Here is a 13,461-nt window from a genome sequence, read left to right on the forward strand (position 1 = left end):
GACAGGACACCTGTCGCGTCGGCACGTTGGCCCGGCCTGTTGCGGCCGTGGCGTGCGCGAATGTACCGGCCCACGAGCGCTGCACCCGCCCTCTCCCCTTGAATCGAGACTGAGGCTCGGGGGATGGACTGCAGGCGGTCAATGCGGTAGGGGCTTGGGCGCTTGCTGCGCCTGGGTGCGCCGTTTGCTGGCAAAGCGCTCGACCAAGGAGGCGTCCCATGCATGTCCGCCTGACCATCCTGTTGCTCTCCCTCGGCATGGCGCTGGCGGCCTGCGCCGAAACCACCCGCCTGGCCGAGCCCGTGGGCGTGGGCCCCAGCCCCACGCTGCCCGCACCGGACAAGCAGCTTCTGCCCACCGTGCATGTGGCCACCGCCGTGGGCTGGCCGGCCGGCAGCCAGCCGCAGCCGGCTGCGGGCCTGGCCGTGAAGGCCTTTGCCACCGGCCTGGACCATCCACGCTGGTTGTACGTGCTGCCCAACGGCGATGTGCTGGTGGCCGAGACCAATGCCCCCGAGCGCCCCGAGGGGGGCAAGGGTGTGAAGGGCTGGTTCATGAAGAAGACGATGAAGAAGGCGGGGGCGGGCGTACCCAGCGCCAACCGCATCACCCTGCTGCGCGATGCCGACGGAGACGGCGTGGCGGAAACCCGCAGCGTCTTCCTGCAGGGCCTGAACTCCCCCTTCGGCATGGCGCTGGTCGGCAACGACTTCTACGTGGCCAACGCGGACGCGGTGATGCGGTTCGCCTACACGCCGGGCGACACCCGCATCGTGGCGCCCGGCACCAAGGTGGTGGACCTGCCGGGTGGCCCACGCAACCACCACTGGACCAAGAACATCATCGCCAGCCGCGACGGCACCCGGCTCTATGCCACCGTGGGCTCCAACAGCAACGTGGCCGAACACGGCATGGAGGAAGAAGCCGGCCGCGCAGCGATCTGGGAGATCGACCCCCGGACCGGCAAGCACCGGCTCTTTGCCACCGGCCTGCGCAACCCCAATGGCCTGGCGTGGGAGCCGCGCACCGGGGCGCTGTGGACCGTGGTGAACGAACGCGACGAACTCGGCAACGACCTGGTACCCGACTACCTGACCTCGGTGGTCGATGGCGGCTTCTACGGCTGGCCCTACAGCTACTACGGCCCGCATGTGGACGAGCGTGTGAAGCCGCAGCGGCCCGACCTGGTGGCCAAGGCGATCAAGCCCGACTACGCGCTGGGCTCGCACGTGGCCGCGCTGGGCCTGGCGTTCGCCGAGGGCACCGCCCTGCCCGCCCCCTTCAACGCCGGCGGCGCCTTCATCGGCGAACACGGTTCCTGGAACCGCAAACCCTTCAGCGGCTACAAGGTGGTGTTCGTGCCCTTCGCCAACGGCAAGCCCTCGGGCCAGCCGGTGGACCTGCTCGCGGGCTTCGTCAACGCAGACAACCAGGCGCACGGCCGGCCCGTGGGTGTGGCGCTGGACAAGCGCGGCATGCTGCTGGTGGCCGACGACGTGGGCAACACCATCTGGCGCGTGAGCCCGGCGGGGCGCTGAACTTCTGCGCGCCGCGTGGACAATCGCCTACCGCCTTGTTTCTCCTCGCGCCATGAACCTGATCGACTTCGAACTCCGTGGGGAGCACATTCCGCTGGACGCGCTGCTCAAGGCCACCGGCCTGGCCGGCAGCGGCGGAGAAGCCAAGACCCTGGTGCAAAGCGGCAAGGTGCAGGTCGACGGCCAGCCGGAGCTGCGGCGCACGGCCAAGCTGCGCGCCGGCCAGGTGGTGGCCGTCACCGGAACACGGGTGCGCCTGTGCACGCCGGCCGCCCCCACGGAAGGCGCAGGCTGAGGCTGGCCAGAGGGTGCTCGGTACGCCGCTTGCCGAAGTGCACTACCACATCAGCGGGGTACCACCATGGACGACAAGAAAAAGCCGGGCGGCCAGGACCGCTCGCGCATCAATGTGAACGAGGACTACGAGCTGCGCGACTGGTCGAAGAAGTTCGGCGTCACGCCTGAAGAGCTCAAGGCCGCGGTCAAGGTGGCCGGCGCCAACGCCTCGGCGGTGGAGAACTACCTCAAGAGCGGACGAAAGAAGTAGCTGCCCCCACGCCGCGCGCCGGTCACCGCGGCGGCAGCCGCACCTGCACTCGCAGCCCGGGCTGCGCATTGCTGATGTCCAGCGTGCCGCCATGCGCCTGCACCACCAGGCCGCACAGGTACAGCCCCAGGCCGAAGCCGCCGGTGGTGCGCTGGCGCGCAGCGTCCACCCGGTAGAAGGCCTCGGTGAGGTGCGGCAGGTGCTCCGGCGCCACGCCGGGGCCGTGGTCTCGCACAGTGATGCTGAGCAGCCCACCGTCCATCGCGGCGGCAATGCAGGGTGGCGTGGCAGCCTGGGCGCTGTGGCGCAAGGCGTTGTCCAGCAGGTTGCGCAGCAGCAGCTTGATGCGCACCCGGTCCAGGGCCACCTCGCCGAGCTCGGGCGCCAGCGCCGTGGTGATGCCCTGGCCGGCAAAGTGCGCTTCGAGCGTGTCGCGCACCAGGGCGGCGAAGTCCAGCGGCTCGCGCTGCAGCGCCGTGTGGCCACCGGCCAGGCGTTCGCCTTCGAGCAGGTCGGTCACCAGGTCGCGCATCTCGGCCAGGTCGCGCAGCAGCGCGCTGCGCGCCTCGCTTTCGTCCACCAGCTCGACGTTGACTCGGGCGCGGGTGAGCGGGGAGCGCAGCTCATGGCTGATGGCCAGCAGCAGCGCGCGCTTGGCGTCCAGCATGCGCTCGATCTCCTGCGCCATGTCGTTGATCTGCATCGCCAGGTCGCCCAGCTCGTCGGGGCGGCGCAGCGGGATGCGATGGGCGAAGTCACCCTGCCCGAACCGGATGGCGCCGTCGCGGATGTCCTCCACCGGCCGGAACAGCCGCCGCACATAGGCATACGCCAGCAGGGTGGACAGCAGCAGCAGCGTCAGCGTGGCCCAGCCGATGTAGTGCGGCCCCATCTCGCTGGGCGAGGGGTCGGCAAAACCGAAGGTCACGCGGTGGCCGTCGGGCAGCTCGCGCACATGCAGCCATTCGGACGTGGTGCCGCTCAGCATGCGGTGCGGCAGCTCCCACGGATGGCGGCGCTCCGGATGCGAGGCCCAGTTCACCACCGGCCCGTCGATGCGCACGCTCAGGGGCAGGCGCTCGATGAGGGCGCGCGCCTTGGCGATGTCCGGCGGCATGCCGATCTGCGCGGTGAGCTGGTCCACGTAGTCGTTGGCCAGCGGGCGGCCATAACCTTGCCAACCCGCGCGCAGCAGGCCCTGCACGCCGCTGATGAAGGTGACGGTGACCACCGCCGCCAGCACCAGGAACAGGCTCACCAGGCGCCATTTCAGCGTGTGGCGAAAACGATAGACCGCGCCCTGCCAGCCGCGCGGGCAGACCCGGTGGCGCGTCGTCAAGGAAACGCCGGGCCGCCCCGAGTTTCCTTGTCCCCCGCGGGGGGCAGGCTGGGCGCAGCCCGGCCGTGGGGGCGCCATCAACTCGGCCGCCCGGCGGCAAAGGCGTAGCCCACATTGCGCAGGGTCTTGATGCAGTCCAGCGGCTCCAGCTTCTTGCGCACGCGGCTCACCAGGATGTCCACTGCGCGGGTGAACAGGTCCTCGGCCGACTGGCCGCGTAGGCTCTCCAGGATCTCGTCGCGGGTGAACACGCGGGCCGGCTCGCGCGCCAGCAGCACCAGCAGCTGGAACTCGGTGCCGGTGAGCTCCACGGCCTGGCCCTGGCGCAGCACCTGGCGCGTGCCCAGGTCGATGGCGAGGCCGTCGAACTGCAGCCGCTGCGACGGTGCCGCCGGCATGCGGCCGCGCCGCAGGATGGTCTGGATGCGGGCCAGCAGCTCGCGCGGCTCAAAGGGCTTGGGCAGGTAGTCGTCCGCGCCCAGCTCGAGGCCGACCACGCGGTCCATCACATCGCCGCGCGCGGTGAGCATCACGATCGGGATGTCGCTGCTGCGCCGGATGGTGCGGCACAGCTCGAAGCCGTTCATCTCCGGCAGCATCACGTCGAGGATGGCGGCGTCATAGCCCCCACCCTCCAGGCGGGCCAGGCCCTCGCTGGGCCGCACCGCCGCGTCGAGCTCGAACTCGAAGCGGCGGAAGTAGGTGGCCAGCGGGGCAGCGAGGTGGTGGTCGTCGTCGATCAGCAGCAGGCGGCGCATGGCGCGGATTGTGATCTCAGTGCAGCCAGCGCTGCAGCAGCTCGCGTGCTTTCTGCTGCTGGGCCGGCTGCAGGCCGTCGTAGAAGTCGGCCAGGGCCGCGATCACCTGCGGGCCGTGTTCCCGCATGGCCTGCATGCGCGCGTTCAGCAGGTCATGCGCATGCCAGCGGTCGAACGTGTGGTCCTTCACCAGGCCCTCCAGGTCGGCACGCCAGTCGCCCGGCCCGCGCAGGGCCACGCGCTGGGCCTGCACGCGGTCGAACAGCACGCCCAGGCGGGCCTGCCCGGTGTCGTCGAGCTGCAGGCGGCTGCTGACCTGGTCGACAAAGCGCTGGCGCCAGTGCGCGCTGCGCTGCTCCGCATGGCCGGCGCGATGGTGCCGCATCCGCCACGGGCGCCGCGTGAACCAGGGCAGCGCGCCCATCCAGCCGGCAAAGGAGGGTCGCAGCCAGAGTCGCATGGGGTCGGTCCTTTCAAGGTTGATGCGGTCGCCTGGGCGCCATGGTCGAGCGCCCGCCGCGGTGCGTCCTCTCCGTGGGGTATCGCCGTGTTTCGTTTCTTTTCGGCACGCCGTGACAAGCTGCGCAACCTGCCCCGGCCGGCCCGGGAATGGCAGGGGAGAAGGCGCCACTTTTGCGCATCGGCCTGCGGGAGCGGGCGCTAAGGTGCCGTCATGTGCCTGCCCGCCCTGCTGCCCTTCGTTCGCACGGCATTGCTGCTGCTGGCCCTGGCCACTGGCGGCCTGCCGGCGCATGGGCAGGCCGCCGCCAAGGACACCGAACGCGCGGCCATGGCCTTCACGCGCGGCGACCCGCTGCCCGCCTGGGCCCTGCCCTTTGCCGAGCTGCCCGCCACCCAGCGCACCGACCCGGTGGTGATCCGCGTGGCCGAGACACAGGTGCACCTGGGCGAGGATGTGCGCTACCTGGTGAGCCGCGCGCTGCAGGTGAACGACGCCGCCGAGCTGGCGCAGATCGGCCAGTACCCGCTCTACTTCGTGCCGCAGTACCAGCGCATCCACCTGCACTCGGCGCGCCTCCTGCGCGGCAACCAGGTGCTGGACCGCACCCGCGAGGCCAGCGTGCGTTTCCTCGACCGCGAGAGCGGGCTGGAAAGCGGCATCTACAGCGGCATGGTGACCGCGGTGCTGCTGTTCGAGGACGTGCGCGTGGGTGACACCCTGCACCTGGTGTACACGCTGGAGGGGCGCAACCCTGCACTGGGCCCGCGCTACAGCCACAGCATCAGCTGGGACCATGCCGAGCCGGTGGAGCTGCGCCGCGCCACGCTGATCGCCCCGGCCGAGCGACAGATCGCCTGGCGCATGCAGGGCGACCATCGGCCCACCACCATCGCGCCGCGCGATCTGAGCGTGCCCGGCAGTGGCATGCGCGTGCTGCGCTTCGAGGAGCGTGGCATCGCCGGCCTGGACGACGAGCCCGCGGTGCCCGAGGACTACTTCTCCGCCCGCTTCCTGCAGCTCACCGAATTTGCCGACTGGAACGCGGTGGCCCAGTGGGCGCAGGGCCTGTTCCCGCCCGACGCCGAACTGCCGGCGGAGCTGGCCCCGCTGCTCGCTCACCTGCGCGCCATCGACTCACCGGAAGCCCGCGCGGCCGCGGCGCTGCGCTGGGTGCAGGAGGAGATCCGCTACTTCAGCGTGTCCATGGGCGAGAGTTCGCACCGGCCCTACACGCCGGCGCAGGTGGTGCAGCGCCGCTATGGTGATTGCAAGGACAAGACCTACCTGCTGGTGACCCTGCTGCGCGCGCTTGGCATCGAGGCCGACCCGGTGCTGGTGGCCCTGACCAGCCCGCGTTCGCCCGCCCGCCTGCTGCCCAACCCCGACGTGTTCGACCATGTGGTGGCGCAGGTGCGCATCGATGGGCGCAGCTACTACCTCGACGGCACCCGGCTCGGCCAGCGCGGCCGGCTGGCCCGCCTGGGCGTGCTGGAAGGCGCCACCGGCCTGGTGGTGCGGCCCGACACGCGCACGCTGGTGGCGCTGCATGCGCCCGACCCGCTGGCGCTGGCCACCAGCGAACTGAGCGAGACCTTCACCGTGCAGGCGCTGGGCGGCACCGGCCGGCTGCAGATGCGCCAGACCTGGAACGGCACCAGCGCCGAGCTGATGCGCCTGGCCTACCAGCGCATGACGCCGGAGCAACGGCGCAAGCAGGTGCAAGGCGGCTACGAGCGGCGCTATCCCGGCATCCAGCTGGCCGCCGAGCCGCGCCTGGCCGACGACACCAACAACAATGCCTTCACGCTGGAGGCCGAGTTCGAGATCCCGCAGCTCACGCGTGAGCACGACGGCGACTGGGCACTGCGCTTCTTCCCCGACAACATCGCCGGCACGGTGAAGCTGCCGGAGAACTTCAACCGCAGCTTCCCCGCCACCGTGGCCAGCGTGCCCTACCAGGCGCGCTACCACCTGGTGATCCGCTGGCCCGACGAGGTGAGCGTGATGCGCGAGCCGAGCAGCGTGCACCTGGCCAGCGACTTTTTCCGCGCCGAGGTGCAGCGCAGCTTCCGCGGCAACCTCACCACCGTCGACATGCAGTACGCGCCGCGTGTGGCCGCCGTGCAGCCCGGTGAACTCAACCAGCTGCAGCAGGACCTGAAGGGGCTGGAGCGCTCGCTGCTCGGCGTGGTGGCGGTCAACCGCAATGCGGTCAAGCGCTCGGGCGGCCTGTTCGGCATCGGCAAGACCACCCTGCAGGACACCATGAATGCGCGGCTGGACCAGCAGATCGAGCGCAACACACGCGCCATCCGCGGCGAGCAGTTGAGCGGCGACGACCTGGCCGAGGCTCTGTGCGACCGCGCCGAAGCGCTGGCTGAACGGGGCCGTGCCGACGCCGGGCTCGCGGATGCCAACGAGGCGGTGCGTGTGGCGCCGGTCTCAGGCCGGGCCTACCAGTGCCGCGCCAACCTGCTGTTTGCCAAAGGTGAATTCGCGCAAGCCGTGCCCGACTATTCCCGCGCGCTGAGCCTGGGGCAGGAGGCGTATGGCGTGCTGTACCGGCGCGGCCATGCACGCTTCTATGCCGGCCAGTACGACGCAGCGGCTGCCGACTTCAGCAAGGCGGCCACATTGCGGCGCGGCAGCGGCAATGAAACCGACACGGCCTATGCGCAGCTGTGGCAGGCGTGGGCCCTGCAACGGGCCGGCCAGGCCCTGCCCAAGGAGCTGGAAGACAGCGCCCGCCGCACCGCGCAGGAGCCCTGGCCCAAGCCGGCGCTGGCCATGCTGGTGGGCGCCTTGAGCCCGGAACAGCTATTGGCGCAGATCCAGCGGGCCAAGCGCGGCGACGAGCTCGAGTTGGCGCTGGCCGAGGCCTGGTTCCACCTCGGCCAGCATTTCCGCGCCATCGGCCAGCAGGCCCAGGCGCGCGAGGCCTTCGAAAAGGCCCGCGCGAAGGGCATTACCACGGCGGTGGAACATGCCGCCGCCGGGTTCGAGCTGGCCAGCGCGGGGCTGATGCGGCAGTAGCCGGTCAGTGGATCACGATGTCCCAGGGCAGGCTTGCCGCCGGCAGGGCCGTCGTGCTCACCAGCGTGAGGGAGCCGTCCGCCTCGACACTGAACTTCATGACCGTCGAGTCGTTCTGCATCGTGACGAAGAGGAACTTCCCGTCAGGTGTGAAGGCCATGCCATGCGGTCCGATGCCCGCCGGCACAGTGCCGGCACCGGTCAACCGCCCGTCCGCACCAATTCGATAACGGGACAGCGAATTTCCAGTCAGGTTCGCGACATAGACCGATTTGCCATCGGGCGAAACCTTCAGCCCCCAGGGCTGCGAACCTGCAGGCAGCGCAGTGCCCAGCGAAGTCAACGTGCCATTGGCGTTCACCTGGTATTGCGACACGCTGTTGCTGCCCTGGTTGGCCACGTAGGCAAACTTCCCATCGGGCGTGAATTCGATCTCACGCGGGCCCGAACCCGTGCTCACCGTGGGCGTAGACAGGGGCACCAAGCCCGTCGGCGTGACGCTGAACTGCGACAGGGTGGCTCCATTCCAGTTGGACACGTACGCAAACTTGGAGTCCGGGCTCAGCGCAATGCTTGCCGCCTTTGGGCCAGTGGCCACGCTGGGCGTCGCCAAAGCTGCCAAAGAACCATCGGCGCCGAGGCTGTACTGACCCACGGCATTGGCTTCCAGGTTCGCGCTGAACAGCATGCCGCCGTCCAGCGTGACAGCCAGGTCCACCGGTGCCGCGCCGGTGGGCGTCGAAGGTGTGACTGCAGTTAGCAGGCCGTCCGAACCCACGGCGAAGCGGGAGATGGTGTTGCCGAGGGGCACGTTGTTGGAGTTCGCGACGAAGGCAAACTTTCCGTTCGGGGACAAGACGATGTTGCGGGGCTCCGAGCCTGTCGCGAGCGACGTAGCGTGCCGGTTCACCGAGCCATCTGTGCCAAGCACCAGTTGGTCAACTGCGCCGGCGTGGGCTGACGTACCGGAAAGGTAGTTCGTCACATACGCCACGTAGTTGCGGCAGCTGACACCGATGTTGGTGACGTCCGCGCTGGCCACCGTCCCGCTCGCGTTGGTCAGGCTGCAGGTCTGGCCCGACGGCTGCGACTGGATGGTGACCGCATAGGCTGCGCCCGTAGCCAGGCGGTTGGTGAACTGGAAGCTGGTGGCGCCGGAGCCGATGGTCGCCGTGCTGCTGCCGTTGGCCAGCACCAGGCCGCTGGTGCTCAGGCCGCTGACCGTGCCGCCCACCTGGTAGTCCGTGGCCGGCGTGGGTGCAGGCGCCGGAGCCGGCGAGTCGTCCCCCCCACCACCCCCGCACGCGGCCAAGGCCAGAATGCAGGCGGTCGCAAAGCTTGCACGCAAAGTAGACGCGAGCTTCATACAGTGTCCTCTCGTAGTGATATGTCGCTTCCGCGATTCAGAAGCGAAGCCACTGGGGCAACCACCGCTCCCGCGAAGGGGGTTCCCGCACCCCCGATTCAGGGGGTCCACCTCTGAAAAATGAGCCCTGTCGAGGTCGAAAAAAACTTTCTCGTGGCGGTCAAGCCAGCCGGTCTGCTGGCCGTTCCGGGCCGCGGCGACTCCGGCCGGGATTGCCTTTTGACACGCTTGCAGGTGCACTGGCCGGACGTGGAGGTGGTGCACCGGCTGGACATGGCCACCTCGGGCCTGATGGTCTTTGCGCGCGGCAAGGCGGCCCAGCGCGAACTGAGCATCGCGTTCGCGCAGCGCCGGGTGAGCAAGGGCTACGTGGCGGTGGTGCAGGGGCAGCTGCTCAGCGGCGAGGCCGGCGGGCGCATCGATCTCGCGCTGGCCGCCGACTGGCCCAACCGGCCCCGGCAGAAGGTGGACAGCGTGGCAGGCAAGCCGTCCCTCACCCACTATCGGACGATCGCCTACGACCCGGCGCAAGACACCACGCGCCTGGCGCTGGAGCCGGTGACCGGCCGCTCGCACCAGCTGCGGGTGCACCTGATGGCGATCGGCCATCCGATCGTGGGCGATGCGCTGTACGGGGCCGCCGCGCAGGCGTCGAGGCTGCTGCTGCACGCCAGCGCACTGGCCTTCGATGATCCGGACAGCGGGACCCGGCTGCAGTTTGTGAGCGAGGCTCCGTTCTAGCACTGCCCGCAGTGTCAACGCTCAAACCGAGCGGTTATGCTCGCGGCTACCGCTTTCCCAGGAGGCACGGCCTTGGCAACACCCAACTATTCCTACGAAAAACGCCAGCGCGAGCTCGCCAAGAAGCGCAAGAAGGAAGAAAAGCTCCAGAAGAAGTCCCACCGGGACGACACCCCCGGCCACGCGCCATCCGACGCCGGCAACAACACCGACGCCGGGGCGCCGCCGCCGGCCGAGCCCAGCGGCGGCTGAGCCGCCCGCCAATGAAAAAGCGGCCCTTGCAGGGCCGCTTTTTCATTGGGGCGAATGCCGCCGCGTCAGACCGGGCGGATGTTCGCGGCTTGCGGGCCCTTCTGGCCTTGCTTCACCTCGAACTCGACCTTCTGGTTCTCCTTCAGGCTGCGGAAGCCGCCTTCGCTGCGGATTTCGCTGAAGTGGGCAAACAGGTCCTTGCCGCCTTCTTCGGGGGTGATGAAACCGTAGCCCTTGCCGTCGTCAAACCACTTGACGGTGCCGATTTGAGTGCTCATGGATGAAGCCCTTTGAGAGTTGAACAGAAGAAACGAACGCGCACGGCAAACACACCGATGCGCGGCACAAACACTCAAGAAACGTCAAACCGGGAACTCAAACCAGGCCGGCCCCGCGGAACAGGGCGGTGAAGAAAGACCTTGAAGAAACGGTCTTGTGCATTGTGTCGGCGCAGTGTAACCGCGGCCGCGCGGCCGATGCGAGGAACAGCCGCCCCTTCGTGGCGGATCGTGAGCCGCGGCCATGTGCGGCACGCCGATTGCTGCCACTTCTGCGCGTCACCCGCGTTCACGCCTGGCTACGGGCTGCGGACTGGCCGCCCCTATAAGGGCGCACCTGCCGCCGTGCCGAGGGATTCAACGACCATGACCATTTCTTCTTCGATGCGCCAGTCCGGCGATGGCGCCGCACCGCGCCAGGAACCGCGCGACGCGCTGCCTGCGGGCACCGTGCTGGGCGACGCCTACCGCGTGGAGCGCACCCTGGGCCAGGGTGGCTTCGGGATCGTGTACCTGGCCACCGACCTGGCCTTGCAGCGGCCCATGGCCATCAAGGAATACCTGCCGGTGCAACTGGCCGGCCGCGGCGAAGGCGCCCAGCTGGGCCTGCGCGAGGCCAGCCACCGCGACACCTTCCTGCGCGGGCTGCAGTCCTTCCTGCGCGAGGCGCGCCTGCTGGCGCAGTTCGACCATCCGTCGCTGGTGCGGGTGTACCGCTTCTGGGAAGAGAATCACACCGCCTACATGGCGATGCCGTATTGCGAAGGGCCGACGCTGAAGGCCGCGCGCGACGGCATGCTGCGCCCGCCCGACGAAGCGTGGCTGCGCGACCGGCTGCTGCTGCCGCTGCTGGGCGCGCTGGACACCCTGCATGCCGGCTCCTGCCTGCACCGCGACGTGTCGCCCGGCAACATCCTGCTCAAGTCCGACGGCCAGCCGGTATTGCTGGACTTCGGCTCCGCCCGCCGCGTGGTGGGCGACATGACGCAGCCGCTCACCGCCATCCTCAACCCGAGCTACGCGGCGATCGAGCAATACGCCGAAAGCCCCAACCTGCCGCAGGGCCCCTGGACCGACATCTACGGGCTGGCCGCAGTGGTGTACTACGTGCTGAGCGGCCGGGCGCCGGTGCCTGCCACCGTGCGCGCCGTGAACGAGGCGGCGCTGATGCCGATGGCCGAGCTGGCCGGCGTGGTGGGCCGCAGCTTCCCGGGGCTGCAGTACAGCGCGCCCTTCCTCGCGGCCCTCGACAAGGCCCTGGCGGTGCGCCCCGCCGACCGCTGGCAAAGCGCGCAGGCGATGCGCGAGGCGCTGGCCAGCAGCCATGTGCAGCCGGACGTCACCATCGAAGGCCCGCCGCTGCAGGCGGTGCGCGACCCCGGGCCGCCGGAGATCCGCATCTTCGGCGACGACGCGCCCGCCGCGGCCGACGAGCAGGAGATGAGCGAAGAGGAAGAGCAGGCAATCCGCGCCGCCATCGCCACCGGCATCGGTGACGTGGGCGACTGGCCGCCGATGGCCCGCGCGGGGCGCCCGCGCATCGAACCGGTGCTGGTGCCGCACATCGCGCCGCGCAACGACCGTGCACCGGACACCCGCTTTGCCGCGCTGGGCGCCTTCGACAACCGGGAGGAGCCCACGTCCGCCGCCCCAGGCAAGGTGGCACTGAAGGTGGTGCCGGGCCGCGATGCGGCGGCCGAGCGCCAGCCCGCCGACGCAGCACCGGCCCGCCCTGCCCCGCAGCCCAGTGCTCCCGAGCCGGTGCCGGCACCGCCGGTGGCTGCGACCTGGGCGCCGACATCGCCGGCCATCACCGCGATGCGGTTCCCCAGCGGGCCGATGGCGGGTGCCGCGGCTGCCCCGGCACCCGCCGCCTCTGCGCCGGAGGCTTCACCTGCATCCACCGCCCCTGCTCCGGCCGAATCCGAGCCGGTCGCGACCACGCGCGTCCAGCCCACAACGGCCGCCCCTGCGCCCATGCCGGTCGCGACGCCGCCTGCACCAACAGCAGCCGTGTCGAGTGCATCGACACCGGCCGCCGGCGCTGAAGCGCTCGCCCCCGCGGCGCCCGTGCCGCCGGCGGTGGCTGCGTCAGGTCCGGCTTCCCAAAGGCCGGTGCCATCCGCCACCAGCGTACCGATCGCCAGCGCCGCCGGCACGCCCTCATCCGCGGAAGCCGCGCGGCCGGTGCCACGCGACATCGCTGCGGCCCCCGCTGTCGCCGATGTTGTCCTGCATCCCGCTGCGGTGTCCCAGGCCGACGCTCACGAGGACACGGTGCCGGCCAGCGACTTCCCCCAGTGGCGGGCCGACAGCGACAGCGCCAGCGACACCCCGCCACCGCCCCGGGCGCGCCGCCCTGCATGGGGCTGGGCAGCCGCAGCCGGCCTGGCGGCGCTGCTGGCCGCGGGCGCCTGGCAGTGGCGCGAGCAGGCCCCTGAGGGCGCGCGCGTGAGCATGCTCGGCAAGGCGCCCACCACGGCGCCCGTGCCTGCACAACCCACGGTACCCGCCCCGCGCACCACACCCCTGGAGCCGACTTCCGCCGGGCCGACCGCTACCCCGCAGACCACGACCGCCACACCCGCCCCGACACCGGCAACTCCGCCGACGGCACAGGCCACCGCGTCACCACCACTCTCGCCGGCACCTGCCGCCACACCGCCCGCGCCCACCGCGGCGGACGACACACCGGCCGCCACCACGCGCCCGGCGCCGTCCGCACCCCCCGCCGTGGTGGCCCAGGCGGACGACGACACGCCCGAGGGCCCGGCGGCCGCGCCCGCCCAGACCGCACGCACCGGCACCAGTGGCACCACCAGCACACGCGCCAGCACCAGCACCAACCGTACGCCGCGCAAGAGCGCCACGCCCAGCGCCCGCGCTGGCGCCACGGCGGCCGCACCGGTGCCCAAGGCGGCGGCGCGCACCAGTGCTGCCACCACCAGCCGGCCGGCCACCTCCGGCGACCCGCGTGCCGCCTGCGGCAGCCGCACCAACTTCTCGCTCTACTACTGCATGCGCACGCAATGCCGCCAGCCGCGCTTTGCCGGCCATGCGCAGTGCAAGAAGCTGCTGGAGAGCGACGAGGTGAATTGAGGCGGCCGAGAACCCAGCGCCGCGCACCGCCTGCGATGGCACCCGGC

12 protein-coding genes are annotated in these 13,461 nt (G+C 70.5%); 7 read left to right on the forward strand and 5 right to left on the reverse strand.

Annotated features, from left to right (window positions below):
- Positions 1-218 precede the first annotated feature (218 nt).
- From VPH43_RS04515 to VPH43_RS04525, 3 genes are all read left to right on the forward strand, one after another.
- Entirely contained in the window at positions 219-1,538 is a 1,320-nt protein-coding gene (locus VPH43_RS04515; protein WP_328576463.1) for a PQQ-dependent sugar dehydrogenase, read from the forward strand.
- A 52-nt stretch (positions 1,539-1,590) separates the two neighbouring features.
- Entirely contained in the window at positions 1,591-1,833 is a 243-nt protein-coding gene (locus VPH43_RS04520) for an RNA-binding S4 domain-containing protein (protein ID WP_328576464.1), read from the forward strand.
- 66 nt (positions 1,834-1,899) lie between these two features.
- Positions 1,900-2,085 carry a DUF3606 domain-containing protein gene (locus tag VPH43_RS04525; protein WP_328576465.1) on the forward strand — a complete coding sequence of 62 codons (186 nt, stop codon included), beginning with the start codon at positions 1,900-1,902 and terminating at the stop codon, positions 2,083-2,085.
- Between the two features lie 22 nt (positions 2,086-2,107).
- On the opposite strand, the gene VPH43_RS04530 is transcribed toward VPH43_RS04525, so the two are convergent.
- From VPH43_RS04530 to VPH43_RS04540, 3 genes are all read right to left on the reverse strand, one after another.
- A complete protein-coding gene (locus VPH43_RS04530; RefSeq protein WP_328576466.1) occupies positions 2,108-3,424 on the reverse strand; it encodes a HAMP domain-containing sensor histidine kinase in 1,317 nt (438 codons plus the stop codon).
- Between the two features lie 77 nt (positions 3,425-3,501).
- Positions 3,502-4,182 (reverse strand): response regulator transcription factor, encoded by a 681-nt coding sequence (locus VPH43_RS04535; RefSeq protein ID WP_328576467.1) that lies wholly within the window; start codon positions 4,180-4,182, stop codon positions 3,502-3,504.
- 16 nt (positions 4,183-4,198) lie between these two features.
- On the reverse strand, positions 4,199-4,642 hold the full coding sequence (locus tag VPH43_RS04540) for a Spy/CpxP family protein refolding chaperone (RefSeq protein ID WP_328576468.1): 444 nt from the start codon (positions 4,640-4,642) through the stop codon (positions 4,199-4,201).
- 213 nt (positions 4,643-4,855) lie between these two features.
- Here VPH43_RS04540 and VPH43_RS04545 point away from each other — a divergent pair, with 213 nt between their 5' ends.
- Positions 4,856-7,678 (forward strand): DUF3857 domain-containing protein, encoded by a 2,823-nt coding sequence (locus VPH43_RS04545; protein WP_328576469.1) that lies wholly within the window; start codon positions 4,856-4,858, stop codon positions 7,676-7,678.
- 4 nt (positions 7,679-7,682) lie between these two features.
- On the opposite strand, the gene VPH43_RS04550 is transcribed toward VPH43_RS04545, so the two are convergent.
- Positions 7,683-9,044, reverse strand: coding sequence for a lactonase family protein (locus VPH43_RS04550; RefSeq protein WP_328576470.1), 1,362 nt, complete (start codon positions 9,042-9,044; stop codon positions 7,683-7,685).
- 120 nt (positions 9,045-9,164) lie between these two features.
- Here VPH43_RS04550 and VPH43_RS04555 point away from each other — a divergent pair, with 120 nt between their 5' ends.
- Together VPH43_RS04555 and VPH43_RS04560 are read left to right on the forward strand one after the other, a co-directional pair.
- Positions 9,165-9,785, forward strand: a complete 621-nt coding sequence (locus tag VPH43_RS04555) for an RluA family pseudouridine synthase (protein WP_328576471.1) — start codon at positions 9,165-9,167, stop codon at positions 9,783-9,785.
- Between the two features lie 72 nt (positions 9,786-9,857).
- Positions 9,858-10,037 carry a hypothetical protein gene (locus VPH43_RS04560; RefSeq protein WP_328576472.1) on the forward strand — a complete coding sequence of 60 codons (180 nt, stop codon included), beginning with the start codon at positions 9,858-9,860 and terminating at the stop codon, positions 10,035-10,037.
- 65 nt (positions 10,038-10,102) lie between these two features.
- Here the strand turns inward: VPH43_RS04560 and VPH43_RS04565 are convergent, their stop codons facing one another.
- Complete coding sequence (locus tag VPH43_RS04565; protein ID WP_328576473.1) at positions 10,103-10,315, reverse strand: cold-shock protein; 213 nt, start codon at positions 10,313-10,315, stop codon at positions 10,103-10,105.
- A 366-nt stretch (positions 10,316-10,681) separates the two neighbouring features.
- Here VPH43_RS04565 and VPH43_RS04570 point away from each other — a divergent pair, with 366 nt between their 5' ends.
- Positions 10,682-13,414: a protein kinase domain-containing protein gene (locus VPH43_RS04570; RefSeq protein ID WP_328576474.1), complete on the forward strand. Its 2,733-nt coding sequence runs from the start codon at positions 10,682-10,684 to the stop codon at positions 13,412-13,414.
- Positions 13,415-13,461 lie beyond the last annotated feature (47 nt).

Origin of the sequence: Ideonella sp. BN130291 (assembly GCF_036231905.1) — a bacterium.
Classification (GTDB): domain Bacteria; phylum Pseudomonadota; class Gammaproteobacteria; order Burkholderiales; family Burkholderiaceae_C; genus CAMLIZ01.

Bases quoted from the DNA above. Each gene is read 5' to 3' on its own strand.
- VPH43_RS04515 (WP_328576463.1), top strand. From the start codon at position 219: ATGCATGTCCGCCTGACCATCCTGTTGCTCTCCCTCGGCATGGCGCTG.
- VPH43_RS04520 (WP_328576464.1), top strand. From the start codon at position 1,591: ATGAACCTGATCGACTTCGAACTCCGTGGGGAGCACATTCCGCTGGAC.
- VPH43_RS04525 (WP_328576465.1), top strand. From the start codon at position 1,900: ATGGACGACAAGAAAAAGCCGGGCGGCCAGGACCGCTCGCGCATCAAT.
- VPH43_RS04535 (WP_328576467.1), bottom strand. From the start codon at position 4,182: ATGCGCCGCCTGCTGCTGATCGACGACGACCACCACCTCGCTGCCCCG.
- VPH43_RS04540 (WP_328576468.1), bottom strand. From the start codon at position 4,642: ATGCGACTCTGGCTGCGACCCTCCTTTGCCGGCTGGATGGGCGCGCTG.
- VPH43_RS04545 (WP_328576469.1), top strand. From the start codon at position 4,856: ATGTGCCTGCCCGCCCTGCTGCCCTTCGTTCGCACGGCATTGCTGCTG.
- VPH43_RS04550 (WP_328576470.1), bottom strand. From the start codon at position 9,044: ATGAAGCTCGCGTCTACTTTGCGTGCAAGCTTTGCGACCGCCTGCATT.
- VPH43_RS04555 (WP_328576471.1), top strand. From the start codon at position 9,165: ATGAGCCCTGTCGAGGTCGAAAAAAACTTTCTCGTGGCGGTCAAGCCA.
- VPH43_RS04565 (WP_328576473.1), bottom strand. From the start codon at position 10,315: ATGAGCACTCAAATCGGCACCGTCAAGTGGTTTGACGACGGCAAGGGC.
- VPH43_RS04570 (WP_328576474.1), top strand. From the start codon at position 10,682: ATGACCATTTCTTCTTCGATGCGCCAGTCCGGCGATGGCGCCGCACCG.